The following is a 17,872-nucleotide window of genomic DNA, read 5'->3' on the forward strand; positions in this document are numbered from 1 at the left end:
CTTTCACCACGAGCGGAGTTTCTCGGGGTTGCGGACGGCCCAGATGTGCGTGATGCGGTCGTCCGCGAAGTCGAACGCGTAGACCGACGCGGTGACGCCCGCGTTCTGGATCAGCAGGCCGGGGCGGCCGTTGACGGTGCGCTCGTGGAGCACGACGCCGAGTGTCTTGTCGGCGACCGCGATGAGGAACTCGGCGATCTGCTCGCTGCCGTGGATCGGGTGCAGGGTGGTGGTGGCCAGGCCGCCGCCGTCCGCGGTGAAGGTCGCGGTGGGGTCCAGGAGGCCCACCAGGGCGGTGATGTCCTGGGTCTGCCAGGCGTGTTTGAAGTCGCGGACCAGGTGGACGGCCTGGGGGGTGGGCGGCGGGGAGGCCCGGACTCGGCGGCGGGCGGTGGAGGCCAGTTCGCGGCAGGCGGCCGGGGTGCGGCCGGTGATCTCGGCGATCTCCGTGAAGGAGTACTGGAAGACGTCGTGCAGGATCAGGGACACGCGTTGGGCCGGGGTCATCGACTCGAGTGCCACCAGGAAGGCCATGGTCACCGACTCGTCCAGGGTTACGCGGTCGGCCGGGTCGGTGGGGTGGCCCTCGGCCGGGTCCGGTAGCGGTTCGGGGATCCATTCGCCCACGTAGCGTTCGCGGCGGGCTCGGGCCGAGCCGAGCTGGTCCAGGCAGATTCGGCTGGTCACGGTGGTGAGCCAGGCGCCTGGGGAGGCGATCGCGTCCTGGTGCGGGGCGGGCAGCGCGTACCAGCGGGCGTAGGCCTCCTGGACGGCGTCTTCGGCCTCGGCCAGTGTGCCCAGCAGGCGGTAGGCGATGTTGATCAGGTGGCGGCGTTCGCCCAGGATCGCGTCGGTCATCGGTGTTCCCCCGGTGGTTCGGTGTCTTCGCCTGTACGACGAGACACCGCGTCCCATTGTCAGGCCTGACGTTTCGCCGGGGCGCGTCGTCGTAGTGATCGGAAACGACGCTACGGACGAAGGAGACCGATGATCAGCATCGGCATCATCCTCGGCAGCACCCGGCCGGGTCGCCGGGGGGAGCAGGTGGCCCGGTGGGTCGAACAACGGGCGGGGCTGCGCGGGGACGCGGAGTTCGAGGTGGTCGACCTGCTCGACCACCCGTTGCCGCACCTGGACGAGCTGCCGGGCGAGTACGCGAACGCGCACACCAGGCAGTGGGCGGCGAAGATCGCGTCGTTCGACGGGTTCGTGGTGGTCACGCCCGAGTACAACCACTCGGCGCCGGCGGTGCTGAAGAACGCGCTCGACTTCCTGCACGCCGAGTGGCGTGACAAGGCGGCCGGGTTCGTCTCGTACGGCGGAGTGGGCGGCGCTCGTGCGGTGGAGCAGTTGCGGCTGGTGTGCGGGGCGCTGGGGATCGCCGACGTGGCGTTGCAGGTGACGCTGCCGCTGGCGACCGAGTTCCAGGACTTCGCCGTGCTCAAGCCGGGCGAGCACACCATCGCGGCCCTGGACCGGATGCTGGACCAGGTCATCGCCTGGAGCACCGCCCTCGCGCCGTTGCGCGCCGCCGAGCCCGCCACTGTGGCCTGAAAGACATCCCAGGAGCTGAAATGTCAAGCCGCGACGTTCTCGGCGTGATGCGACCAGGCGGTCGTCTCGTCGTAGAGGGTGCCGGTTTTGAGGCAGCCGTGCAGGATGCCGACCAACCGGTTCGCCAGCTGGCGCAGGGCGGCGTTGTGTCCCGCGCCGCGGGCGCGCTGCCGGTCGTAGTAGGCCCGTGCTCCGGGCGAGGCTTTCAGCGCGCCGAACGCCTGGGACATCAGCGCGTCGATCAGCCGGTCGTTGTGGACGAAGCGGGCCAGGGCGACCTTCTTCTTGCCCGACGCGCGGGTGATCGGGGACGTGCCCGCGTAGTTCTTGCGGGCTTTGGAAGTGGCGTAACGGCCGGGGTCGTCGCCGAACTCCGCGAGCACCCGAGCGCTGAGGATCGGTCCCAGCCCAGGCTGGGAGCTGATGATCTCAGCGGCCGGGTGCTGCCCAAAATGGGTCTCCACCTGCCCCTGCAAGGATTTCACCTGCGTGTTGAGCGTGGTCAGGACCGCGATCAGCGCCTGGACCGAGGCGGCGTAGGCGTCCGCGACGATCTCGGGCTGGCCGAGGTGCTCGGTGCGCAGCGCGGCCTGCACGGCCGCGGCTTTCTCCGCGATGTTCTTGCGGCGCGCGCGTTTGAGCGCAGCGCTGATCTGGGAGCTCGTGAGCCGGGCGGCCCGTGCCGGGGTGGGGGCTTTGGCCAGCAGTTCCAGGGTGTCGGCGGCGTCGAGGTCCTCGAACGCGACCAGCGCGGCGGGGAAGTAGCCGAGCAGGGCGTGCCGCAGCCGCTGAGCGTGACGAGTGCGTTCCCAGATCAGCGTCTTGTGGACGCGGGCCAGGACCTTGATCGCCTCGGCCTCGGAGCTGTCCCCGGCGACCGGCCGCAACTCGTGGGAGTGGGTGCGGGCCATGTCCGCCAGCACGTGCGCGTCACCGGCGTCACTCTTGGCGCCCGACACTCCCAGCCGGTCACGGAACCTGGCCGCCTGCAACGGGTTGACCGCCAGCACCGTGTAGCCGGCCGCGACCAGCGCCGCCACCCACGGACCCCGGTCGGTCTCGATCCCGACCTGCACCTCCACATCCTCGTCGTCGGTCTCACCAAGCTGCTCGCCGATCATCGCGTGCAGCCGGGCCATCCCCGCTACGCCCTCGGGCAGCCTGGCCTTGGCCAGCCGCCGGCCCGTGCCGTCCATCAGCTCGACGTCGTGATGGTCCTCGGCCCAGTCATCCCCTACGAACAGCCGCAACTGCCCTCCCGCTCTCGTTCTCGGTCACCGTGCGCAGCCTGCGGGAGAACCATCAGCGACCTAATCAAGCAGTGCTTCCCGCCACGAACTCGCGGGGCACGACATCCCAGCAGCGATCGACTCTCCCGGCCTGCCGGCAGGGGCACCGTCTTTCAGCGGGACTCAGGCGTCCAGGACATCCGAGTGCTCACCCGCCGGTCGGCTACCGCAAGGAGTGTGCCGGATGGCCACTCCCAAAACTGATTAGGACTGATGATGCGCGAACTGGACGAAGCCGAGCTCAGGCAGCACATCGGCAAGATCGTCGAAGGGATCGAGCGCAAGGACCTGGACGCGCTGCGGCGGCTCTATTCGCCGGACGTCGTGTCGTTCGACGTCGAGCCGCCGCTGCAGCACGTCGGCGTCGACGCGAAGCTGAAGAACTGGGCCACGGCGTTCGCGTTCTTCCAGGACGTGAGCTACGAGGTTCGTGATCTGGCGCTGACGGTGGACGAGAACGTCGCGTTCGGACACTGCTTCGGACGGCTCAGCGGCACGACGAAGACGGGCGCGACGATCGGCGGCATGTGGGTCCGCGCGACGTTCTGCTTCCGCAAGATCGACGGGAACTGGCTGGTCAGCCACGACCAGGTCTCGGTGCCGTTCGACATCGCCAGCGGCAAGGGGGTGACCGATCTCGAGCCCTGAGCCGTGGGCAACTGGGCGTCAACTGCGCTGACGTCCCGGCAGGGGCGATTCTCCGGCGCTGTCCGGCCACCGTTGCGCCACTACACCAACGGGTAGACTTCCGCCAGGGTTCGCCCGGGGCGACGACGGCCGCGCAGTAGGCTTGATCGCCACCACCTGTGCAGCGTCGGCGCTGCGGTGGCCAACGGGGCGGATAACATGGGGGAAAGGCGGGTATGGGGCACGTCCACGTGTCCTGCCAGGCGATCATGAACAGCATCGGCATCATGCGCTTCCGCAACGGCACTTTCAGCGCTGTCTCGACGACGTCGCGATGCTGTCCGGCCCAGCACGCACTCGGCCCCACCAGACCGTGAAGGACACGTCGCGTTGACCGTCGAGCAGACCCAACCGCAGATCAGGTTGGCCGCCCCCGAGCCAGGTCCCACCCGCCCGGCACGCAGATCGCGCTGGGTGGTCGCCGCCGAAGCCGGGGTGTCGGTGGTCGTGGCCGTCATCACGGCCGCGCTGGCGAGGACCATCGACATCAACCCGCTGGACAGGATCGGCCAGGTCAGCGGCCTGGCCGCTCTCCAGCTCCGGTACGCGTTGATCGCGTTCGTGCTGCTCGTGGCGGTCGTGGTCGCGAGCAGGGGCCGGCGCCGCAGCCCGCTCGTCGAGCACCTCGTCGCCGCCGCCACCGCCGGCCTGTTCACCGGTCTCATCGCGGGCGCGGTCATCGTCGCCCTGCGCGGCACCAGCTACGGCCTCAACGCCGAGAACGGCGACTCCGGCGTCCTCATCCAGTTCGCCCGCAACTACCTCGAGACCGGCAAGATCGAACCCAGCTACCCGCCCGGCTTCGTGTACGGCCTGGCCTGGTACTCCGATCTGACCGGCACCCCGCCCGAGTACGCCATCAAGGCGCTCCAGGTCGGCGTCACGGCGTTGTTCGGCCCGATCGCCTACCTCACGTGGCGGCTGCTGCTGCCCCCGCTGTGGGCACTGGGCATCGGCATCATCCCCGCGATCCCGCTGATCGACCCGTACAAGCCGTACACCAACCTCATGCTCGTCGTGCTCGTCCCCGTGCTGCTGGCCCTGCTGCGCCAGCTGCGCGTCTCCGGGCACACGCCGTGGCGCAGGCTCGTGCCCATCTCGCTCGGCTTCGGTGCCGCTCTCGGCCTCATCTTCCTGATCTACTCCGGCTGGTTCATCTGGAGCGCGCCGGGCGTGATCGTCGCCGCCCTCGTGCTGTTCCCGTGGCGCCACAACCCGCTGCGCGCCCTCGCACTGGCCGGCATCAGCGCCGGCGTGTTCGTCGCCGTCTCCAGCCAGCACCTGTTCGGCCTGCTCGACGCCTCGGGCTCGGTCAAGGACCGCTACTACTACTGGGACACCTGGGTCGAACCCACCTACATCGCCATGTGGAAGGGCGACCAGCCCGGCTCCGAGGTCGGCGCGTGGCCGCCGCCCGGTGAGATCGGCGGGGTCGGCGTGTTCATGCTGCTCGCCATCATCGGCCTCGCCGCCGCCATCGCCATCGCCCGCAGGCGCACCATCGTCATCGGCCTGACCTGCGTCTTCGCCGGTTCCTGGCTGTTGCGCTTCTACTTCTCGTCCCAGATGTACGCCCAGGACGCCGTCCAGCTCTACCCGCGCACCACGGCCCACCTGCTGTACTGCCTGCTGCTGCTCTGCGGGTTCGCTGGTTTCTACGCCGTGCACCGCCTGCGTCGCCTCGACCGCGTCAGCAAGGCCCTGGCCTCGCCGTCCGTGCCGATCGGCGTCCTGGCCGCCCTGCTGCTGCTGTTCGCCAGCGCGTCGGCGTCCATCGGCGACCGCTACTCCGCCCGCAGCGACAACTCCACCGGCCTGCTCACCAGCACCGCCCACCTGACCAGGCTCACCAACGGCCAGTGCCCGGCGTACGCGAACCAGTTCGGCACGGGCTGCTTCACGATCCACGACCCCGCCCTGGTCGAGGCCTTGAAGAAGCTCGTCGAGAAGGGCCCGCGGCCCGGCATGCTGCCCCACCCCTCCACCACCCACGCGCCGCCGCCGAGCTGAGCCGGCGTCGCTAAGCGAGCCGGGCGCGCAGTGACGCCATCAACTCGGCCCGCCCGCTGACCGCGAGCTTCTGCCGGATCTTCGCGACGTGCTGCTCGACGGTCTTCGGCGAGATGTAGAGCCGGGCGCCGATCTCCTTGTGGGTCATGCCTTCCACCAGCAGTTCGCCGACCGCGCGTTCCCGCTTCGACAGGCCGTCGCCCGGCCCGTTGTCCTCGGTGCCGATGCGGGCTCGCAGCGCACGTCCGGTGCTCAGCAGCTCGCGGGCCGCCGCCGGGTTGCTCAGGCGGGCGGCCGCCGCGCCGCACAACGCCATCGCGTCCCACGGGTGCCCCGCGTGCGCCAGCCGGTCGGCGACCCCGGCCACCACGGCGGGATCGACGTCGCCGGAGAGGATCGACGCCCACATCCGGGCGGCGGAGGCTCGTGGCTCGACGGTCAGCTCCACCACCACGGACGCGTCACCGGCGACCACGGCCCGTTGCACGCGCCACCAGTTGTCCGTCTCCACGCACCAGTCGGCACCGACGCGCGCGACCGTGCAGGTCATCGCGTCGACGATCGTGTCGCGTTCGAACGCGCTGGCCGCCCCAGCGGACAGTTCGCCCCACGCGTCGAGCAGCAACGGTTCCACGTCCACCCCGGCCACCACGGGCGCGATCCTGCGCCAGGTCGACCTCAGCGCCTCCTCGTCGCCTGCCCGGCGGGCCAGGCCGATCGTCACGGCGGCGGCCAGCACTGCGTCGCGACGCAGCACCGGCTTGGTGCAGGCGGCGATCTCCGCGCGGGCGGCGGCCAGCCTGCCCGCCCTCAGGTGCAGCCACGCCGTGAGCAACCGGCGGCGTGCCGTCGGACGGTCCGCGAACATCAGCAGCAGTTCCTCGGCGCTGGCGTCGTGACCGCCCGCGACCAGCGCCGTCACGGCCAGGTCGCCCCACTGCTCGACGGCCATCGGGTCGACGGGCACGGTGGCGGCGGCCAGCCCGGCCAGCTTGCGGGCAGCGGAGGCGAACCCGCCGCGCACCGCCTCGATCGCCGCGTCCACGCCGTCCAGCAGCACCGTCAGACCCCGCGGCGCGGTGCCGGACAGCCGGGCGCGTGCGGTGGCGAGGTCCGCGGCGGCCGAGTCCAGGTCGCCGGCCAGGCAGGCGGCCAGTACGGCGCGGGCCGCCGCGGCGACACCGGGCGCGCCGTTCAGCGAACCCGCGATCACGCGCCACCGTGCGGCGGCGTCGAACAGGGCCCCATCGGCAGCTGCTGCCGCGGCGACCACTCCGGCTGCCACGCAGTCCTGGTCCGTGCCCTCGTGGAGAATCCGGTCGGCCGTCTCGATCGCCGACGCGGTGTCACCGTCCCGCCACGCCAGCTCCGCTGCGATGGCACTCATGCTCGCCTCCCCGCGAACCAGCCGTTCGACCTGGGCAGGAACATCAGCACGCCCGCAGCAGCCACCGCGATCCCCACCGCGAGTGGCGTCGGAGACACCACGGCGCCGACGATTCCCAGCACTGCCAACAAGATTCGCGCCCAGTTCCGGCCGACGCGGTAAGGCCGCAGCACCGCCAACTGCACCAGCGACACCAGTACGCCCGGCCCGAGCAGAACGCCCAGCCCGGCCAGCACGACTTTGTCCTGTGTGGACTGATCGACAGCGCGAGTCGCCACCTCAGCGGTCAGTTCGGCGCGCACGTCGCCGAACGCTACGGCGACAACCACAAGCTCGACGATCACCACGACCAGCCACAGGTAGACCGACACCGTGACCAGTCGCGGCCGCGGCACCCGCACAAGCGTGAACTTCTGCTGCACGGGTCTCGGAGGTAACGCGGTCACGGTGTACCCGCCTTGGTGCTCGCCTTGCTGCTGGGCACCGAAACGGGGACGCTGGCCGACTTGGTGACGCTCGGCGCCGAACTGGACGGCCAGGTGGTCGTCGTGGTGGCGCGCTTCGTCGGTGGGGGAGGGGGCGGCGGCGCGACCGTCTTCTGCGGCTCGGGCGGCGCGACGTAGGTGGTGGTCACCGGTGCCACGGTCGTCGTCTCCTCGGTGGTCGGCGGCGTGGTCGTGCTGGTCGGCGTGTCCGGGCTGGCGTTGCCCGCGAAGTACGTGTTCATCGCGAGACCACCGCCGACCATCGCCGCGAGCACCGCCGCCGTGATGTACGGGGTGAGCTTCTTCCGCTTGCGCTGCAAGGCGGGCGCGGCGGGCATCGGCGGCCGTGACCACATGACGGTCGCCACCTCCGGCGCGGGTTCGCGCACGCGGGCGGACAGCGCGGCACCGACCGCGACCATGCCCTCGGACGCGGGTGTCACCGACCGGCCGAGCAACGCGGAAACTTCCTGTGTCACCAAGGGAATCCGCGCCGAACCGCCGACCAGCAGCACGGCGGCGAGGTCGTCCGCGGTCACCCCGGCGTTCTGCAACGCCCGAACGAGCGCGGCGGTCGTCTCGGCCAGCGCGGGCCGGATCATCTCCTCGAGCTCGGCACGCGTCAGCCGCACCTCGCGTGCGGAGATCCCCGGCACGGCAACGGGAATCCGCACCTCGGTGTCCGACGACAGCTGCTCCTTCGCGGCCGTGCAGGCACGCCGGAGATCGGCAACCGCTGCCAGCACAACAGGATTCTCCGTGTCGAGCGAGTCCCACTCCAAGGACTCGGCCACGTGCGCGAAGACCGCCTCGTCGAAGTCCAGCCCGCCGACCTCGGCCTCCTCGGGACGCCCGGCCAGCACGCACGAGTCGGCGAGCTTGCGCACCACCGCGGCCTCGAAACCGCCGCCACCGAGGTCGTAGACGGCGACGACGGAACCCGGTTGCAGCCGGGCCCGCTCGTCGTGCGCCACGACCGCGGCCTGGGGCGCGGGCACGAACAGCACGTCGGAAAGTCCTGCTTCACGCAGGGATTCCAAGCGGTGTGGACCCCACGTGGCCGGATGCGCGACGGCGACCTGGCCGTTGTGCGGCGCGAGCAGCGTCGTGACGAAACGCGCGGTGAGCACGTCTGCACTGAGCGCTGCCCCGCCCAGTCGCAACGGCGTCGGGTCGCCGACGCGGCGCAGGAACCGGCGGGCCACCCGGCTCGGGTCGGCGGACGCGCGGCGTTCCGCCTCCTCGCCGATGACCAAAGAGCCATCAGGATTCGCGAACACCACGGTCGGTGTCACGGACTCGAGACGCGGTACCTCGCGGCACGTGGCTGTTGCTGTGCGGGTGGATCCGAGATCCAGCCCGATCTGGTAGTGCATCGGACACCCCCTGTAGCGGCGGACAAGGCGGACGTCAGTACACGTGCGTCTCATATGGAGCGGTTCACTCTTTCCGAAATACAGGGGTGAATCCCCTATCGCTGTCGCGATCCCTGCGTGCGCGGTGGGTGACGAACCGGGAGCCGCCCAGATGGCAGGGGCTTCCGCGCTGCCTAACTTTGTTGGCAGCCGGTCGAAACGTCGCCCGGCACACCACAGAGCAGGAGCCGATCATGAGCACTCCCATCGACCTCAACGCCTTCCTCGCCGACCTGACGGCCGACCTGGACGCCGACGGCACCCAGGCGAGCGAGCAGCAGGTCCAGTCCGCTCAGGTGGCGCCGCAAACCTCCTCGCAGGACTCGGCGCAGAAGCAGGACACGACCACCGCCACGCAGACCACGGGTGGCGACGGCGGCAACGGCGGCGTGGCCGTGGCCGGTGACGGTGGCAGCGCGGACGGCGGCAACGGTCTCGGCATCGGCGGCGCCGGCGGCGACATCGACCAGGACGGACTGGTCAACGTCAACTTCGGCAGCAGCGCGGGCGGCAGCGGCCTCGGCGTCGGTGGCAACGGTGGCGTCGCGGGCAACGGCGGCAACGCCGACGCCGGTGGTGGCAACGGCGGCGACGCCCGTTCCGACGTGGACGTCGACGCCGACCAGGACGCCGACCTCGACTCGGACCAGTTCTCCGCCCAGGACGCCGACCAGACCGCCGTCTCCGACCAGGACCAGGACTTCGACCTGGACGTCGACACCCAGATCGACAACGTCCTCGAAGACCTCGACCTGCCCATCTGACGCCGGACCGGCCCCGCCGCCTCGGGGCCGGTCTCCTCGGTGAGGAGACACCATGCTGGAAAAGCTCATCGACTTCCTGATGAACATGATGAAGGACCCGAAGGCCCGGCAGGCGTTCGACGAGAACCCGCACAAGGAGCTGGCGCGCAACGGACTTTCCGGGGCGACCGACGCCGACATCCGGGACGCGAAGCTGATCATGGCCGACCGCCCGGCGCCGGTTCGGGAGTCGCACCACACCGAGGTCGTGCACGACCGTCCGGTCCAGCACATCGACCAGACGTTCAACATCGACGACCGCGACGTCACGATCATCGACGACTCGTTCAACTCCGACGACGACACGGAGGTCAACTCGGTCGCCATCCAGGACAACGACACCGAGACCAACGTCGTTCAGGTGAAGGACTCGTTCAACGACATCGACGTGGACAAGCCGCACACCGAGCCTCCCGTCGCGGACGACGAGCCGGAACCTGAGCCCGAACCGGTCGAGGAGCCCGTGCTGGAGGTCCCCGCCGAGCCGGAGCCCGTCCTGCTGGACGAGCCCGTCGAGCCCGTCGAGGAGCCCGAGCCGGACCCCGTCGACGCACTGGCCGGGTGACCCCGGTGCCGACCTCACCGCAGCAGGCCGTCGAGCTCGCGCTGGCCGCCATCAAGCGCTACGACCGTCCTGACCTGGAGCGACGACTGCACCAGGCCAGGACGCGGTTGGCCGACGACCAGGTCCGCCTGCTGGTCGTCGGCGAGTTCAAGCAGGGCAAGAGCATGCTGGTCAACGGCCTCGTCGGGGCGCCGGTCTGCCCGGTGTCCGACGACGTCGCCACCGCCGTGCCGACCGTCGTGAAGCACGCGGAGACGCCGGTGGTCACGGTGGTGCGGGCGGAGGGACGCACCGAGGTGCCGCTGGAGGAGCTGCCGGCGTTCGCGTCGGAGGAGGGCAACCCCGGCAACCGCGAACGCCTGCTGCACGTCGAGGTCGGCCTTCCCCGGCCGTTGCTGGCCGAGGGGCTGGTGCTCGTCGACACGCCCGGCGTCGGCGGGCTCAGCTCCGTCCACGGTGCCGCCACGATGGCGGCGCTGCCGTCGGCGGACGCCGTGCTGCTGGTCTCCGACTGCTCGCAGGAGTACACGGCGCCCGAGCTCGAGTTTCTGAAGCAGGCCATGGCCGTGTGCCCGAACGTGGCCTGCGTGCTGACCAAGACCGACCTGTACCCGGACTGGCGGGCGATCGCCGAGCGCGACCGGCAGCACCTCGCGGACGCGGGCATCAAGGCCGAGCTGTTCACCGTCTCGTCGACCCTGCGGTGGCACGCGCTGCGGTCCGGCGACCAGGACGTGAACACCGAGTCCGGCTATCCGCCGCTGGTGAGCTTCCTGCGCAAGAAGGTCCTCGCGCAGGCCGATCTGCTGGCCAGGCGGTCGACGCTGCACGACGTGCTGACGGTGATCGGCCAGGTCGTGGACAGCCTGCGGGCCGAGCAGTCGGCGCAGGAGAACCCGGAGTCGGTGCAACAGCTGATCCGGGAGCTCACCGAAGCCGAGCAACGCGCCGCGGGCCTGAAGGAAAGGTCCGCGCGCTGGCAGCAGACGCTGAGCGACGGCGTTGCCGACCTCAACGCCGACGTCGACTTCGACCTGCGCGACCGGATGCGGGAGATCGTCCGCGAGGCGGAGGACGCCTTGCTGGCGGGTGACCCGCAGAAGATCTGGGACCAGTTCTCGGTGTGGGCGCAGCAGGCCGTGACGTCCGCGGTGTCGGCGAACTCGGTCTGGGCGACGCAACGGGCGCGCTGGCTCGCCAAACGCGTCGCGGAGCACTTCGACTCCGAACGCGAGCAGATGCTGCCGGCGTTGCGCGTGAACACAGCGGACCCGTTGCGGTCGGTGCCGGAGCTCTCGGTGCGCGAGTCGGACAAGTTCGGCATCGGCAGCCGCCTGCTCACCGGTCTGCGCGGCGGCTACGGCGGCCTGCTGATGTTCGGCCTGATCGGTTCGGTGATCGGCTTGACGCTGATCAACCCGTTCTCGGTGGGGGCGGCGTTGTTGCTGGGCGGCAAGGGGATCGTGGACGAACGCAAGCGGATCACGACCAAACGGCAGAACGACTGCAAGGTGGCGTTGCGCAAGTACGTCGACGATGTGTCGTTCCACGCGGGCAAGGACTCCCGCGACATGTTGCGCGGCCTGCAACGCGACCTGCGCGACCACTTCACGACCTTGGCCGAGCAGCTGAAGCGCTCGCTGCAGGAGTCGCTGCTGGCGGCGCAGAAGTCGGTGAAGGCCTCGCAGGGCGACCGCGACGCGCGGCTCGCCGAGATCAAGACCGAGCTGGCGGCACTGGAGCGAGTGGTGAAGCAGGTGACGGCGTGATCACCGACGAGGTGCGGCGGGTGCTGCTCGCCGCCATCGACCTGTACCCGCAGGCGGCCGACGTGCTGCGCCGCCAGCTGGTGCGGCTCGACGAGCCGTTGCGGGTGGCCATCGCCGGCAAGGTCAAGGCGGGCAAGTCGACGTTGCTCAACGCCCTGGTCGGCGAGGAGATCGCGCTGACCGACGCGGGGGAGTGCACGAAGGTCGTCACCTGGTACCGCGGCGGCCCGTCCCCGCGCATCGTCCAGTTCCCCCGGGGAAAGTCGCTGCCGGTGGTCCGCCGCGACGGCGCGCTGGAGATCACCCTGGACGGTCCCGCCGACCGGCTCGTGGTGGACTGGCCGTCGCAGTCGCTGCGGTCCACGACGTTGATCGACACGCCGGGCATCGCGTCGCTGACCTCGTCGAACTCCTTGCGCACCAGTCGTTTTCTGACGCCGGACGACTCTCCTTCCGAGGCCGACGCGGTCATCTACCTGATGCGGCACCTGCACTCGGCCGACGCGAACTTCCTGGAGTCGTTCCGCGACCAGGGCGTCGCGCGGGCCACGGCGATCAACACCGTCGCGGTGATCTCGCGGGCCGACGAGATCGGGGCGGGCAGGGTGGACGCGATGATCTCGGCGCGCGGCATCGCCGGCCGCTACCGGTCCGACCCGTCGCTGCAGGGCCTGTGCCAGAACGTCGTGGCGGTCGCCGGTCTGCTGGCCTTCTCGGGCCGTTCGTTGCGGCAGAAGGACTTCACCGCTCTCTCTGCGTTGGCCGCGTTGCCGCGCGAGGAGCTGGAGTCGTCGCTGCTGTCCGCCGACCGGTTCGCGGAGGGATCGGTGGAACGGCGGGCGCTGCTGGGCAGGTTCGGCGTGTTCGGCATTCGGCTCGCCGTGACGTTGATCAGGCAGGGCGTGACCGAGCCGTCCGCGCTGGCCGCGGAACTGGTGGCGCGCAGCGGGTTGCTCGAGCTGCAGAAGGTGCTGCACACCCAGTTCAGCGAACGCCGTCACCTGCTGAAGGCCCGCTCGGCGTTGCTCGCGCTGGACGTCGTGCTGCGCTCGGTCGGCGACTCGCGGCTGACGGGCGCGGTCGAACGGATTCTGGCGGGTACGCACGAGTTCGCCGAGCTGCGGCTGCTCAGCGCGTTGCGGTCGGGCACGGTGAAGGTGCCCGACGCGGAGCTGGCCTCCCGGTTGCTGGGTGACGAGGGCGCGCATCCGTTGGTGCGTCTGGGCTTGCCGCAGGGTTCCGGTCCTGGCGACGTCGGACAGGCCGCGCTCGTCGCGTTGCAACGGTGGCAGCGGCACGCCGAGAACCCGATGCTGACCGGGCGTTCGGCCGACGCGTGCCGAGTGTTGGTCCGCACCTGCGAAGGCCTGCTGGCTCGCCGTTAGCAACAGGAGCCTCATTGTCCTGAATGGACGAACGCGGCCCACGTCACGAGGTCACCGACGCGATCGAGGAGGCCGCGCAGGGACTCCGGCATCGTGGCGGGCGGCACCCGATCCGACAACGCCCAGAGCTGGGCGGCGCGCAGGGCATCCACCGGTGGGAGGCCTTCCGCGCGCAGGTAGTGGTGGAACATGAACATCAACGCGGCGCTAGGGGCGTCAGGCACGCTCCATTGGGCGGTGACCGCCGTGCGGACGTTCGCCGCGAGGAACGCCGACCCGATGGTGAACGCCTCGTCGTCACCGCGGCCGGACTCGAAGGTGCTGCACGCTGCCAGCACCATGAGCGCGATGTCCCGGCCCGGCGCGTCACCGAGGGTGCGGACGAGTTCCTCCGCCGTGTAGCGCTGTCCGCCGGCCAGCACGATGTACGACGTGTCCTGCGCGCCCATGGTCGCGTTGACGACGGCGTGGCACGCCAGGTGCCCGACGCTGCCGCCGTCGGAGTCGCTGATCCACTTGACCAGGTCGTCACGGCTGCCGGGACCGCCCGGCGCCGGGGTGCCGTCCACCCGGCGGCCCGCGTGCACGGCCTCGGGGTAGAACGCCGCCATGATCACCTCAGCCTCGGCGCGCGCGGCGGGCAACGCGCAAGCAGCACCGGCCGTGTCGGGGTCGCCGAGCAGGAAACCCTTGTCGGTCAACGGAACACGGCGCCGCCAGGCCGTCTCACACAGCAGGCGGGCCGACGGGGCGTAGGAGAAGACCGCGCGTTCGAGTGCGTAGGTGGCATGGCCGCCCGCCTGAGTTCGTGCCGCGTGCCAGGGAACCCTGACCAGCGGCCCCATCGGTACCAGCACCATCCGCAACGGTGCGCCTTCCCGTGAGCGCAGGTGGTTCAACAGCGGTCCGATCGCGGCCTGCCACGCCCAGTCGCACATGTCGGTGATCGACGGGATCGGGGCGCCGGGAGGCTCGATCTCGCGGGTCGTGGCCCGAGCGGCGTCCGCGAGGTCCCGCCTGAACTGCTGCAGCCGGGTGGTGCGCAGGTCCGGCAACGTGAGCCAGCCGACCTCGTCGTCGGCGGGCACGATGACGGCCGCCCCGGGCTTCTCGTCACCGGGCATCAGGTAGACCAGCACGTCCATCCCGAGCGCGCCGAGCGCCGCGCGGATCTCGTGCGTCGCAGGTGGTTCGAGCAGCTTGGTCGCCGGTGACTCGGCCAGTGTCGAGAGAACCTTGCGGCGCAGGTCCTCCGGCTGCTCGGCCGGGTTGGAGAGAGTCGCCTGGCGCCAGTGCGCGGCCAGTTCGGGATGCCCGGCGGCGGTGAGCCGTTCGTCGAGGTTCCGCTGCTCCAGCGCGGAGTAGAGGATCAGGCCGCGTCCCGACTCCAGCGCGCTCACGGCCTGCTCGGGTGCGTTGTCCGACAGGCACATGCGCGCGGCTTCCAGCGCGTCGGCCGCGGCGGACCTGATCGCGGCGTGGGTGTGTTCGGGTTCGGACTGCAGCAACGCGCCCCAGACGTGCCCGCGCAGACCGCTCAACGCGACCTCTCGCGACAGATCTCGGCGGCCGCTGAGCCGGTAGGCGTGCGAGAGCGTCGTGCACACCAACGACCAGTAGAAGTTGGTGTGCGATCCCAACGCGGCCTTGGCCTCCTCGAGCACGTCGAGTCCTCGTCGCAGGTCGGGCATCTGCCGGTTGCGCACGTATCTGTCGATCAGCGCGGAGCCGAGGGCGTTGAGATAGACCGGTCGGCGTGGATCGTGCGGTCCCGCGATCTCGACGGCCTCGGTCATTCCTTCGATCGCCTCGTCGATCGCCTTCGGCGTGCCGATCGCGAGTTTCGCGCCGCTGAGGGTGTGGAGCCGGATCGCACGCTCGGCCGGCGACAGGCCGGGTTGGTCCGCGAGCGCGGGGTTCTTCGTGATCTCTTCGACGAGCTGCGTGTCGACGACCGGTGCCTCGCCTGGCTTCGCGCTGATCAGCCCGCCGTCGATGAGGTCCATCGCCGGTTTCATGGACTTGATCATCTCGTGCATCGGGCTGGTCGCGGGCGCCTCACCGGCGAGGCGACGCAGCTTGTCCCACAACGTCTTCACGGTGGGGATGTCGCTGCGCAGCACAGCGGTCTGGAGGGCTCTCAGCGTCTCCGCCAGCTCCACCCCGGCGGTGTACCGGGGGTCCTGATGAGCGGGCATGGGCTGAGGGGCCTGGTACAGGTTGCCGTCGCGTTCGTCGATGAGGTGGCGCAGCGCCATCTTCGCCATGTCCACGATGGTCGACTGCGGCTCTTCCTCGCCCACCACCGCGGCCAGCCGCCGCACCTCCGCATACGCCTCGTCGAGGTCGAAGCCGGGTTCGCCGTTCATGGCGGCGACCTGGAGCTCCAGGCACCGGACGGAGGCGGAGACGGGCACCCACGCGGGAGGTGGTGCGGGGTCGGAGTCCGCGATCAGCCTCAGTTTGGCCGCGGTGCGCAGTCTCGCCGTGTCCCTCAGGGCCTGCTTGCGGAACGCCGACGTGACGACCACCGCGGCGAGCTTCTCGCGGCCGGGAAAGCCGTCGGGCAACGCGAGCAGGTCGCTGAAGGCCAGTTCGACGTCCCGCATGTCGGTCTCGCCGTGCTCGAATCTGGCGGCGGCGAGCCAGCACCGGGCGAACCGCCAGGCCGCGTCGTCCGGCGGACCGAACTGGGTGATCGCGGCGGAGGTCAGCTCGATCACGAAGGAGTGGTCCATCCGGTACCTCCAGGGTGCGAACGCCGTACAGGGAGGCTCTGACGGACGACGGCAATGGTGCTGCTCCACGGAACGTGGCGGTGGAAGGTGGGGATCGCACACGTGGTGCGGTCCATTTACCGGCTCCTAGCCTCGAAGTCGTCCTGCCTGCAACGACGGAGGCGAGCACATGCGATTGAGGAAAGTGTTGCTGGGACTCGCGACGGCCACCGGACTGGCCGCGACCTCCCTGTCGATCTCGATGGCCGCGGTCCCCGCACCGCAGCCCGGCGCTCTCGGCGGTCACACCATCACCGGCACCTACGTGAGCGGGCTGTCGTCGGGCGGCTTCATGGCCAACCAGCTCCACGTCGCGTACTCGAGCGTCTTCCAGGGCGCGGGCATCTTCTCCGCTGGTGCCTACGACTGCGCTCAGAACAGCGTGAACACCGCCCAGTTCGCGTGCATGGACACCTTCCAGCAGCGCAAAACCCCGGCCGAGCTGGAACAACTGACCAGGAGCCGAGCGACGGCGGGCACCGTCGACCCACCGCAGAACCTGTCCGGTGACCCGGTGTGGCTGTTCCACGGCACCGCCGACCAGACGGTCGCCCCAGCGGTGAACGACGACCTCGCGACCTACTACCGCGACTTCGGGGCGAGGGTGGCCTACAACAACACGAGTGCGGCCGGGCACGCGTGGGTCAGCCCGATCGGCCCGAACAGCTGTGGGTCCACGTCGTCGCCGTACGTCAACAACTGCGGGGCCGTCGATCCGGTGAAGGAGATGCTCGGCCATCTGTTCGGCCAGGTGAACCCAGCCGCCGGGGCGTTGTCGGGCAAGCTCGTGCAGTTCGACCAGAGCGCGTACGTGCCCGGTGGCAACGCGGCGGCGGTCAGCATGGGGCGGGAGGGGTTCGCCTACGTGCCGCGGGCGTGCGAGACAGGGCCGTGCAAGCTGATGGTGACGCTGCACGGGTGTTACCAGTACTACGGTCTCGTCGGCAACGCGTTGATGGACAAGGCATATCTCAACGAGTACGCCGACACCAACAACATGATCGTGCTCTATCCGCAGGCGACCACGATGACCGGGAACCCGCGCGGCTGCTGGGACTGGTGGGGGTACCAGTCCGCCCAGTACGCGCTCAGGACCGGTCCGCAGATGACCGCCGTGGTGAACATGGTCAAGGCGATGAGCGGCCAGCCGACCACCCCACCGACGACGCCGCCGGCTCCCGAGTGCGTCACTGCGAACAACTACGCGCACACCACCGCTGGGCGTGCGTACGCCCTTTATGGACAGACCTACGCGACGGGCTCGAACCAGGCGCTCGGGCTGTGGAACACGTTCACCACCAGCAGCATCCGCCAGACCTCACCGAACTACTGGGTGAAGTGCTAGTCACCTCTCGGTTTGGGCGTCCACGCGATCAGGTTCGCGAACACCGCACCGAGTGCGAGGACGCCCAGCATGCCGCCCGCCACCCAGTGCGCCTGGTCGTTGTCGGCCAGCGCGGCGTCGACGACCCGGCCGTTCTCCAGGTCGTAGCGCACCGTCACGCGGTCACCTGGGTTGCGGGCCGGTCCGTTCTCCGACAGGGTCGCGACCTGCTTCGTGCCGTCCGGAAGCGGGTACTCGACCTTGACGGAGACGCTCTTGCCCGACTTCAGCCGTTCCTGCACGGTTCCCTCAGCGCTAGCCCAGGACCGCTGCTCGGTCGACGACTGAATCACCAGCGCCAGGCCCCCGACCGCTCCCACCAGCACCAGCCCGGCCACGAACCGGCCCGTCCTCGACTTCAT

At 70.2% G+C, this 17,872-nt stretch carries 15 protein-coding genes; 8 read left to right on the forward strand and 7 right to left on the reverse strand.

Annotation, left to right across the window (positions count from 1 at the left end; translation table 11 throughout):
* Positions 1–3: 3 nt before the first annotated feature.
* Entirely contained in the window at positions 4–858 is an 855-nt protein-coding gene (sigJ, locus tag ABZ345_RS18150) for an RNA polymerase sigma factor SigJ (protein ID WP_359849442.1), read from the reverse strand.
* A gap of 129 nt (positions 859–987) precedes the next feature.
* On the opposite strand from sigJ, the gene ABZ345_RS18155 reads away from it, so the two are divergent.
* Complete coding sequence (locus ABZ345_RS18155; RefSeq protein ID WP_359849445.1) at positions 988–1,554, forward strand: NAD(P)H-dependent oxidoreductase; 567 nt, start codon at positions 988–990, stop codon at positions 1,552–1,554.
* 23 nt (positions 1,555–1,577) lie between these two features.
* On the opposite strand, the gene ABZ345_RS18160 is transcribed toward ABZ345_RS18155, so the two are convergent.
* Positions 1,578–2,798 (reverse strand): IS110 family transposase, encoded by a 1,221-nt coding sequence (locus tag ABZ345_RS18160; protein ID WP_359849646.1) that lies wholly within the window; start codon positions 2,796–2,798, stop codon positions 1,578–1,580.
* A 261-nt stretch (positions 2,799–3,059) separates the two neighbouring features.
* Here ABZ345_RS18160 and ABZ345_RS18165 point away from each other — a divergent pair, with 261 nt between their 5' ends.
* Both ABZ345_RS18165 and ABZ345_RS18170 read left to right on the forward strand, forming a co-directional pair.
* A complete protein-coding gene (locus tag ABZ345_RS18165) occupies positions 3,060–3,491 on the forward strand; it encodes a nuclear transport factor 2 family protein (protein ID WP_359849447.1) in 432 nt (143 codons plus the stop codon).
* A 369-nt stretch (positions 3,492–3,860) separates the two neighbouring features.
* Positions 3,861–5,540 carry a hypothetical protein gene (locus ABZ345_RS18170; RefSeq protein WP_359849450.1) on the forward strand — a complete coding sequence of 560 codons (1,680 nt, stop codon included), beginning with the start codon at positions 3,861–3,863 and terminating at the stop codon, positions 5,538–5,540.
* A 10-nt stretch (positions 5,541–5,550) separates the two neighbouring features.
* On the opposite strand, the gene ABZ345_RS18175 is transcribed toward ABZ345_RS18170, so the two are convergent.
* Genes ABZ345_RS18175 through ABZ345_RS18185 form a run of 3 tightly spaced genes read right to left on the reverse strand, consistent with a single transcriptional unit; the run spans position 5,551 to position 8,788 of the window.
* Complete coding sequence (locus ABZ345_RS18175) at positions 5,551–6,927, reverse strand: helix-turn-helix transcriptional regulator (RefSeq protein ID WP_359849453.1); 1,377 nt, start codon at positions 6,925–6,927, stop codon at positions 5,551–5,553.
* A complete protein-coding gene (locus tag ABZ345_RS18180) occupies positions 6,924–7,373 on the reverse strand; it encodes a hypothetical protein (RefSeq protein ID WP_359849456.1) in 450 nt (149 codons plus the stop codon). Before ABZ345_RS18180 ends, ABZ345_RS18175 begins: the two co-directional genes overlap by 4 nt.
* Positions 7,370–8,788, reverse strand: a complete 1,419-nt coding sequence (locus ABZ345_RS18185; protein WP_359849459.1) for an Hsp70 family protein — start codon at positions 8,786–8,788, stop codon at positions 7,370–7,372. The genes ABZ345_RS18180 and ABZ345_RS18185 overlap by 4 nt, the downstream gene beginning before the upstream one ends.
* Positions 8,789–9,021: 233 nt before the next feature.
* Here ABZ345_RS18185 and ABZ345_RS18190 point away from each other — a divergent pair, with 233 nt between their 5' ends.
* The 4 genes from ABZ345_RS18190 to ABZ345_RS18205 are packed head-to-tail and all read left to right on the forward strand — an operon-like array spanning position 9,022 to position 13,349.
* Entirely contained in the window at positions 9,022–9,591 is a 570-nt protein-coding gene (locus ABZ345_RS18190) for a hypothetical protein (RefSeq protein WP_359849462.1), read from the forward strand.
* A gap of 52 nt (positions 9,592–9,643) precedes the next feature.
* On the forward strand, positions 9,644–10,195 hold the full coding sequence (locus tag ABZ345_RS18195; RefSeq protein ID WP_359849465.1) for an IniB N-terminal domain-containing protein: 552 nt from the start codon (positions 9,644–9,646) through the stop codon (positions 10,193–10,195).
* Positions 10,196–10,200: 5 nt separating this feature from the next.
* Positions 10,201–11,964: a dynamin family protein gene (locus tag ABZ345_RS18200; protein ID WP_359849467.1), complete on the forward strand. Its 1,764-nt coding sequence runs from the start codon at positions 10,201–10,203 to the stop codon at positions 11,962–11,964.
* Positions 11,961–13,349: a dynamin family protein gene (locus ABZ345_RS18205; protein WP_359849470.1), complete on the forward strand. Its 1,389-nt coding sequence runs from the start codon at positions 11,961–11,963 to the stop codon at positions 13,347–13,349. Before ABZ345_RS18200 ends, ABZ345_RS18205 begins: the two co-directional genes overlap by 4 nt.
* A gap of 11 nt (positions 13,350–13,360) precedes the next feature.
* Here ABZ345_RS18205 and ABZ345_RS18210 read toward each other — a convergent pair whose 3' ends face one another.
* On the reverse strand, positions 13,361–16,087 hold the full coding sequence (locus tag ABZ345_RS18210; protein WP_359849473.1) for a CHAT domain-containing protein: 2,727 nt from the start codon (positions 16,085–16,087) through the stop codon (positions 13,361–13,363).
* Between the two features lie 169 nt (positions 16,088–16,256).
* Between ABZ345_RS18210 and ABZ345_RS18215 the strand changes: the two genes are divergently transcribed.
* Entirely contained in the window at positions 16,257–17,471 is a 1,215-nt protein-coding gene (locus ABZ345_RS18215) for a PHB depolymerase family esterase (RefSeq protein WP_359849476.1), read from the forward strand.
* On the opposite strand, the gene ABZ345_RS18220 is transcribed toward ABZ345_RS18215, so the two are convergent.
* Positions 17,468–17,872, reverse strand: coding sequence for a DUF3592 domain-containing protein (locus tag ABZ345_RS18220; protein ID WP_359849479.1), 405 nt, complete (start codon positions 17,870–17,872; stop codon positions 17,468–17,470). The genes ABZ345_RS18215 and ABZ345_RS18220 overlap by 4 nt on opposite strands.

Source organism: Lentzea sp. NPDC005914, from assembly GCF_040629405.1.
In the GTDB taxonomy this organism is placed as follows: Bacteria; Actinomycetota; Actinomycetes; order Mycobacteriales; family Pseudonocardiaceae; genus Lentzea.

Bases quoted from the DNA above. Each gene is read 5' to 3' on its own strand.
- sigJ (WP_359849442.1), bottom strand. From the start codon at position 858: ATGACCGACGCGATCCTGGGCGAACGCCGCCACCTGATCAACATCGCC.
- ABZ345_RS18155 (WP_359849445.1), top strand. From the start codon at position 988: ATGATCAGCATCGGCATCATCCTCGGCAGCACCCGGCCGGGTCGCCGG.
- ABZ345_RS18165 (WP_359849447.1), top strand. From the start codon at position 3,060: ATGCGCGAACTGGACGAAGCCGAGCTCAGGCAGCACATCGGCAAGATC.
- ABZ345_RS18175 (WP_359849453.1), bottom strand. From the start codon at position 6,927: ATGAGTGCCATCGCAGCGGAGCTGGCGTGGCGGGACGGTGACACCGCG.
- ABZ345_RS18185 (WP_359849459.1), bottom strand. From the start codon at position 8,788: ATGCACTACCAGATCGGGCTGGATCTCGGATCCACCCGCACAGCAACA.
- ABZ345_RS18190 (WP_359849462.1), top strand. From the start codon at position 9,022: ATGAGCACTCCCATCGACCTCAACGCCTTCCTCGCCGACCTGACGGCC.
- ABZ345_RS18195 (WP_359849465.1), top strand. From the start codon at position 9,644: ATGCTGGAAAAGCTCATCGACTTCCTGATGAACATGATGAAGGACCCG.
- ABZ345_RS18210 (WP_359849473.1), bottom strand. From the start codon at position 16,087: ATGGACCACTCCTTCGTGATCGAGCTGACCTCCGCCGCGATCACCCAG.
- ABZ345_RS18215 (WP_359849476.1), top strand. From the start codon at position 16,257: ATGCGATTGAGGAAAGTGTTGCTGGGACTCGCGACGGCCACCGGACTG.
- ABZ345_RS18220 (WP_359849479.1), bottom strand. From the start codon at position 17,872: ATGAAGTCGAGGACGGGCCGGTTCGTGGCCGGGCTGGTGCTGGTGGGA.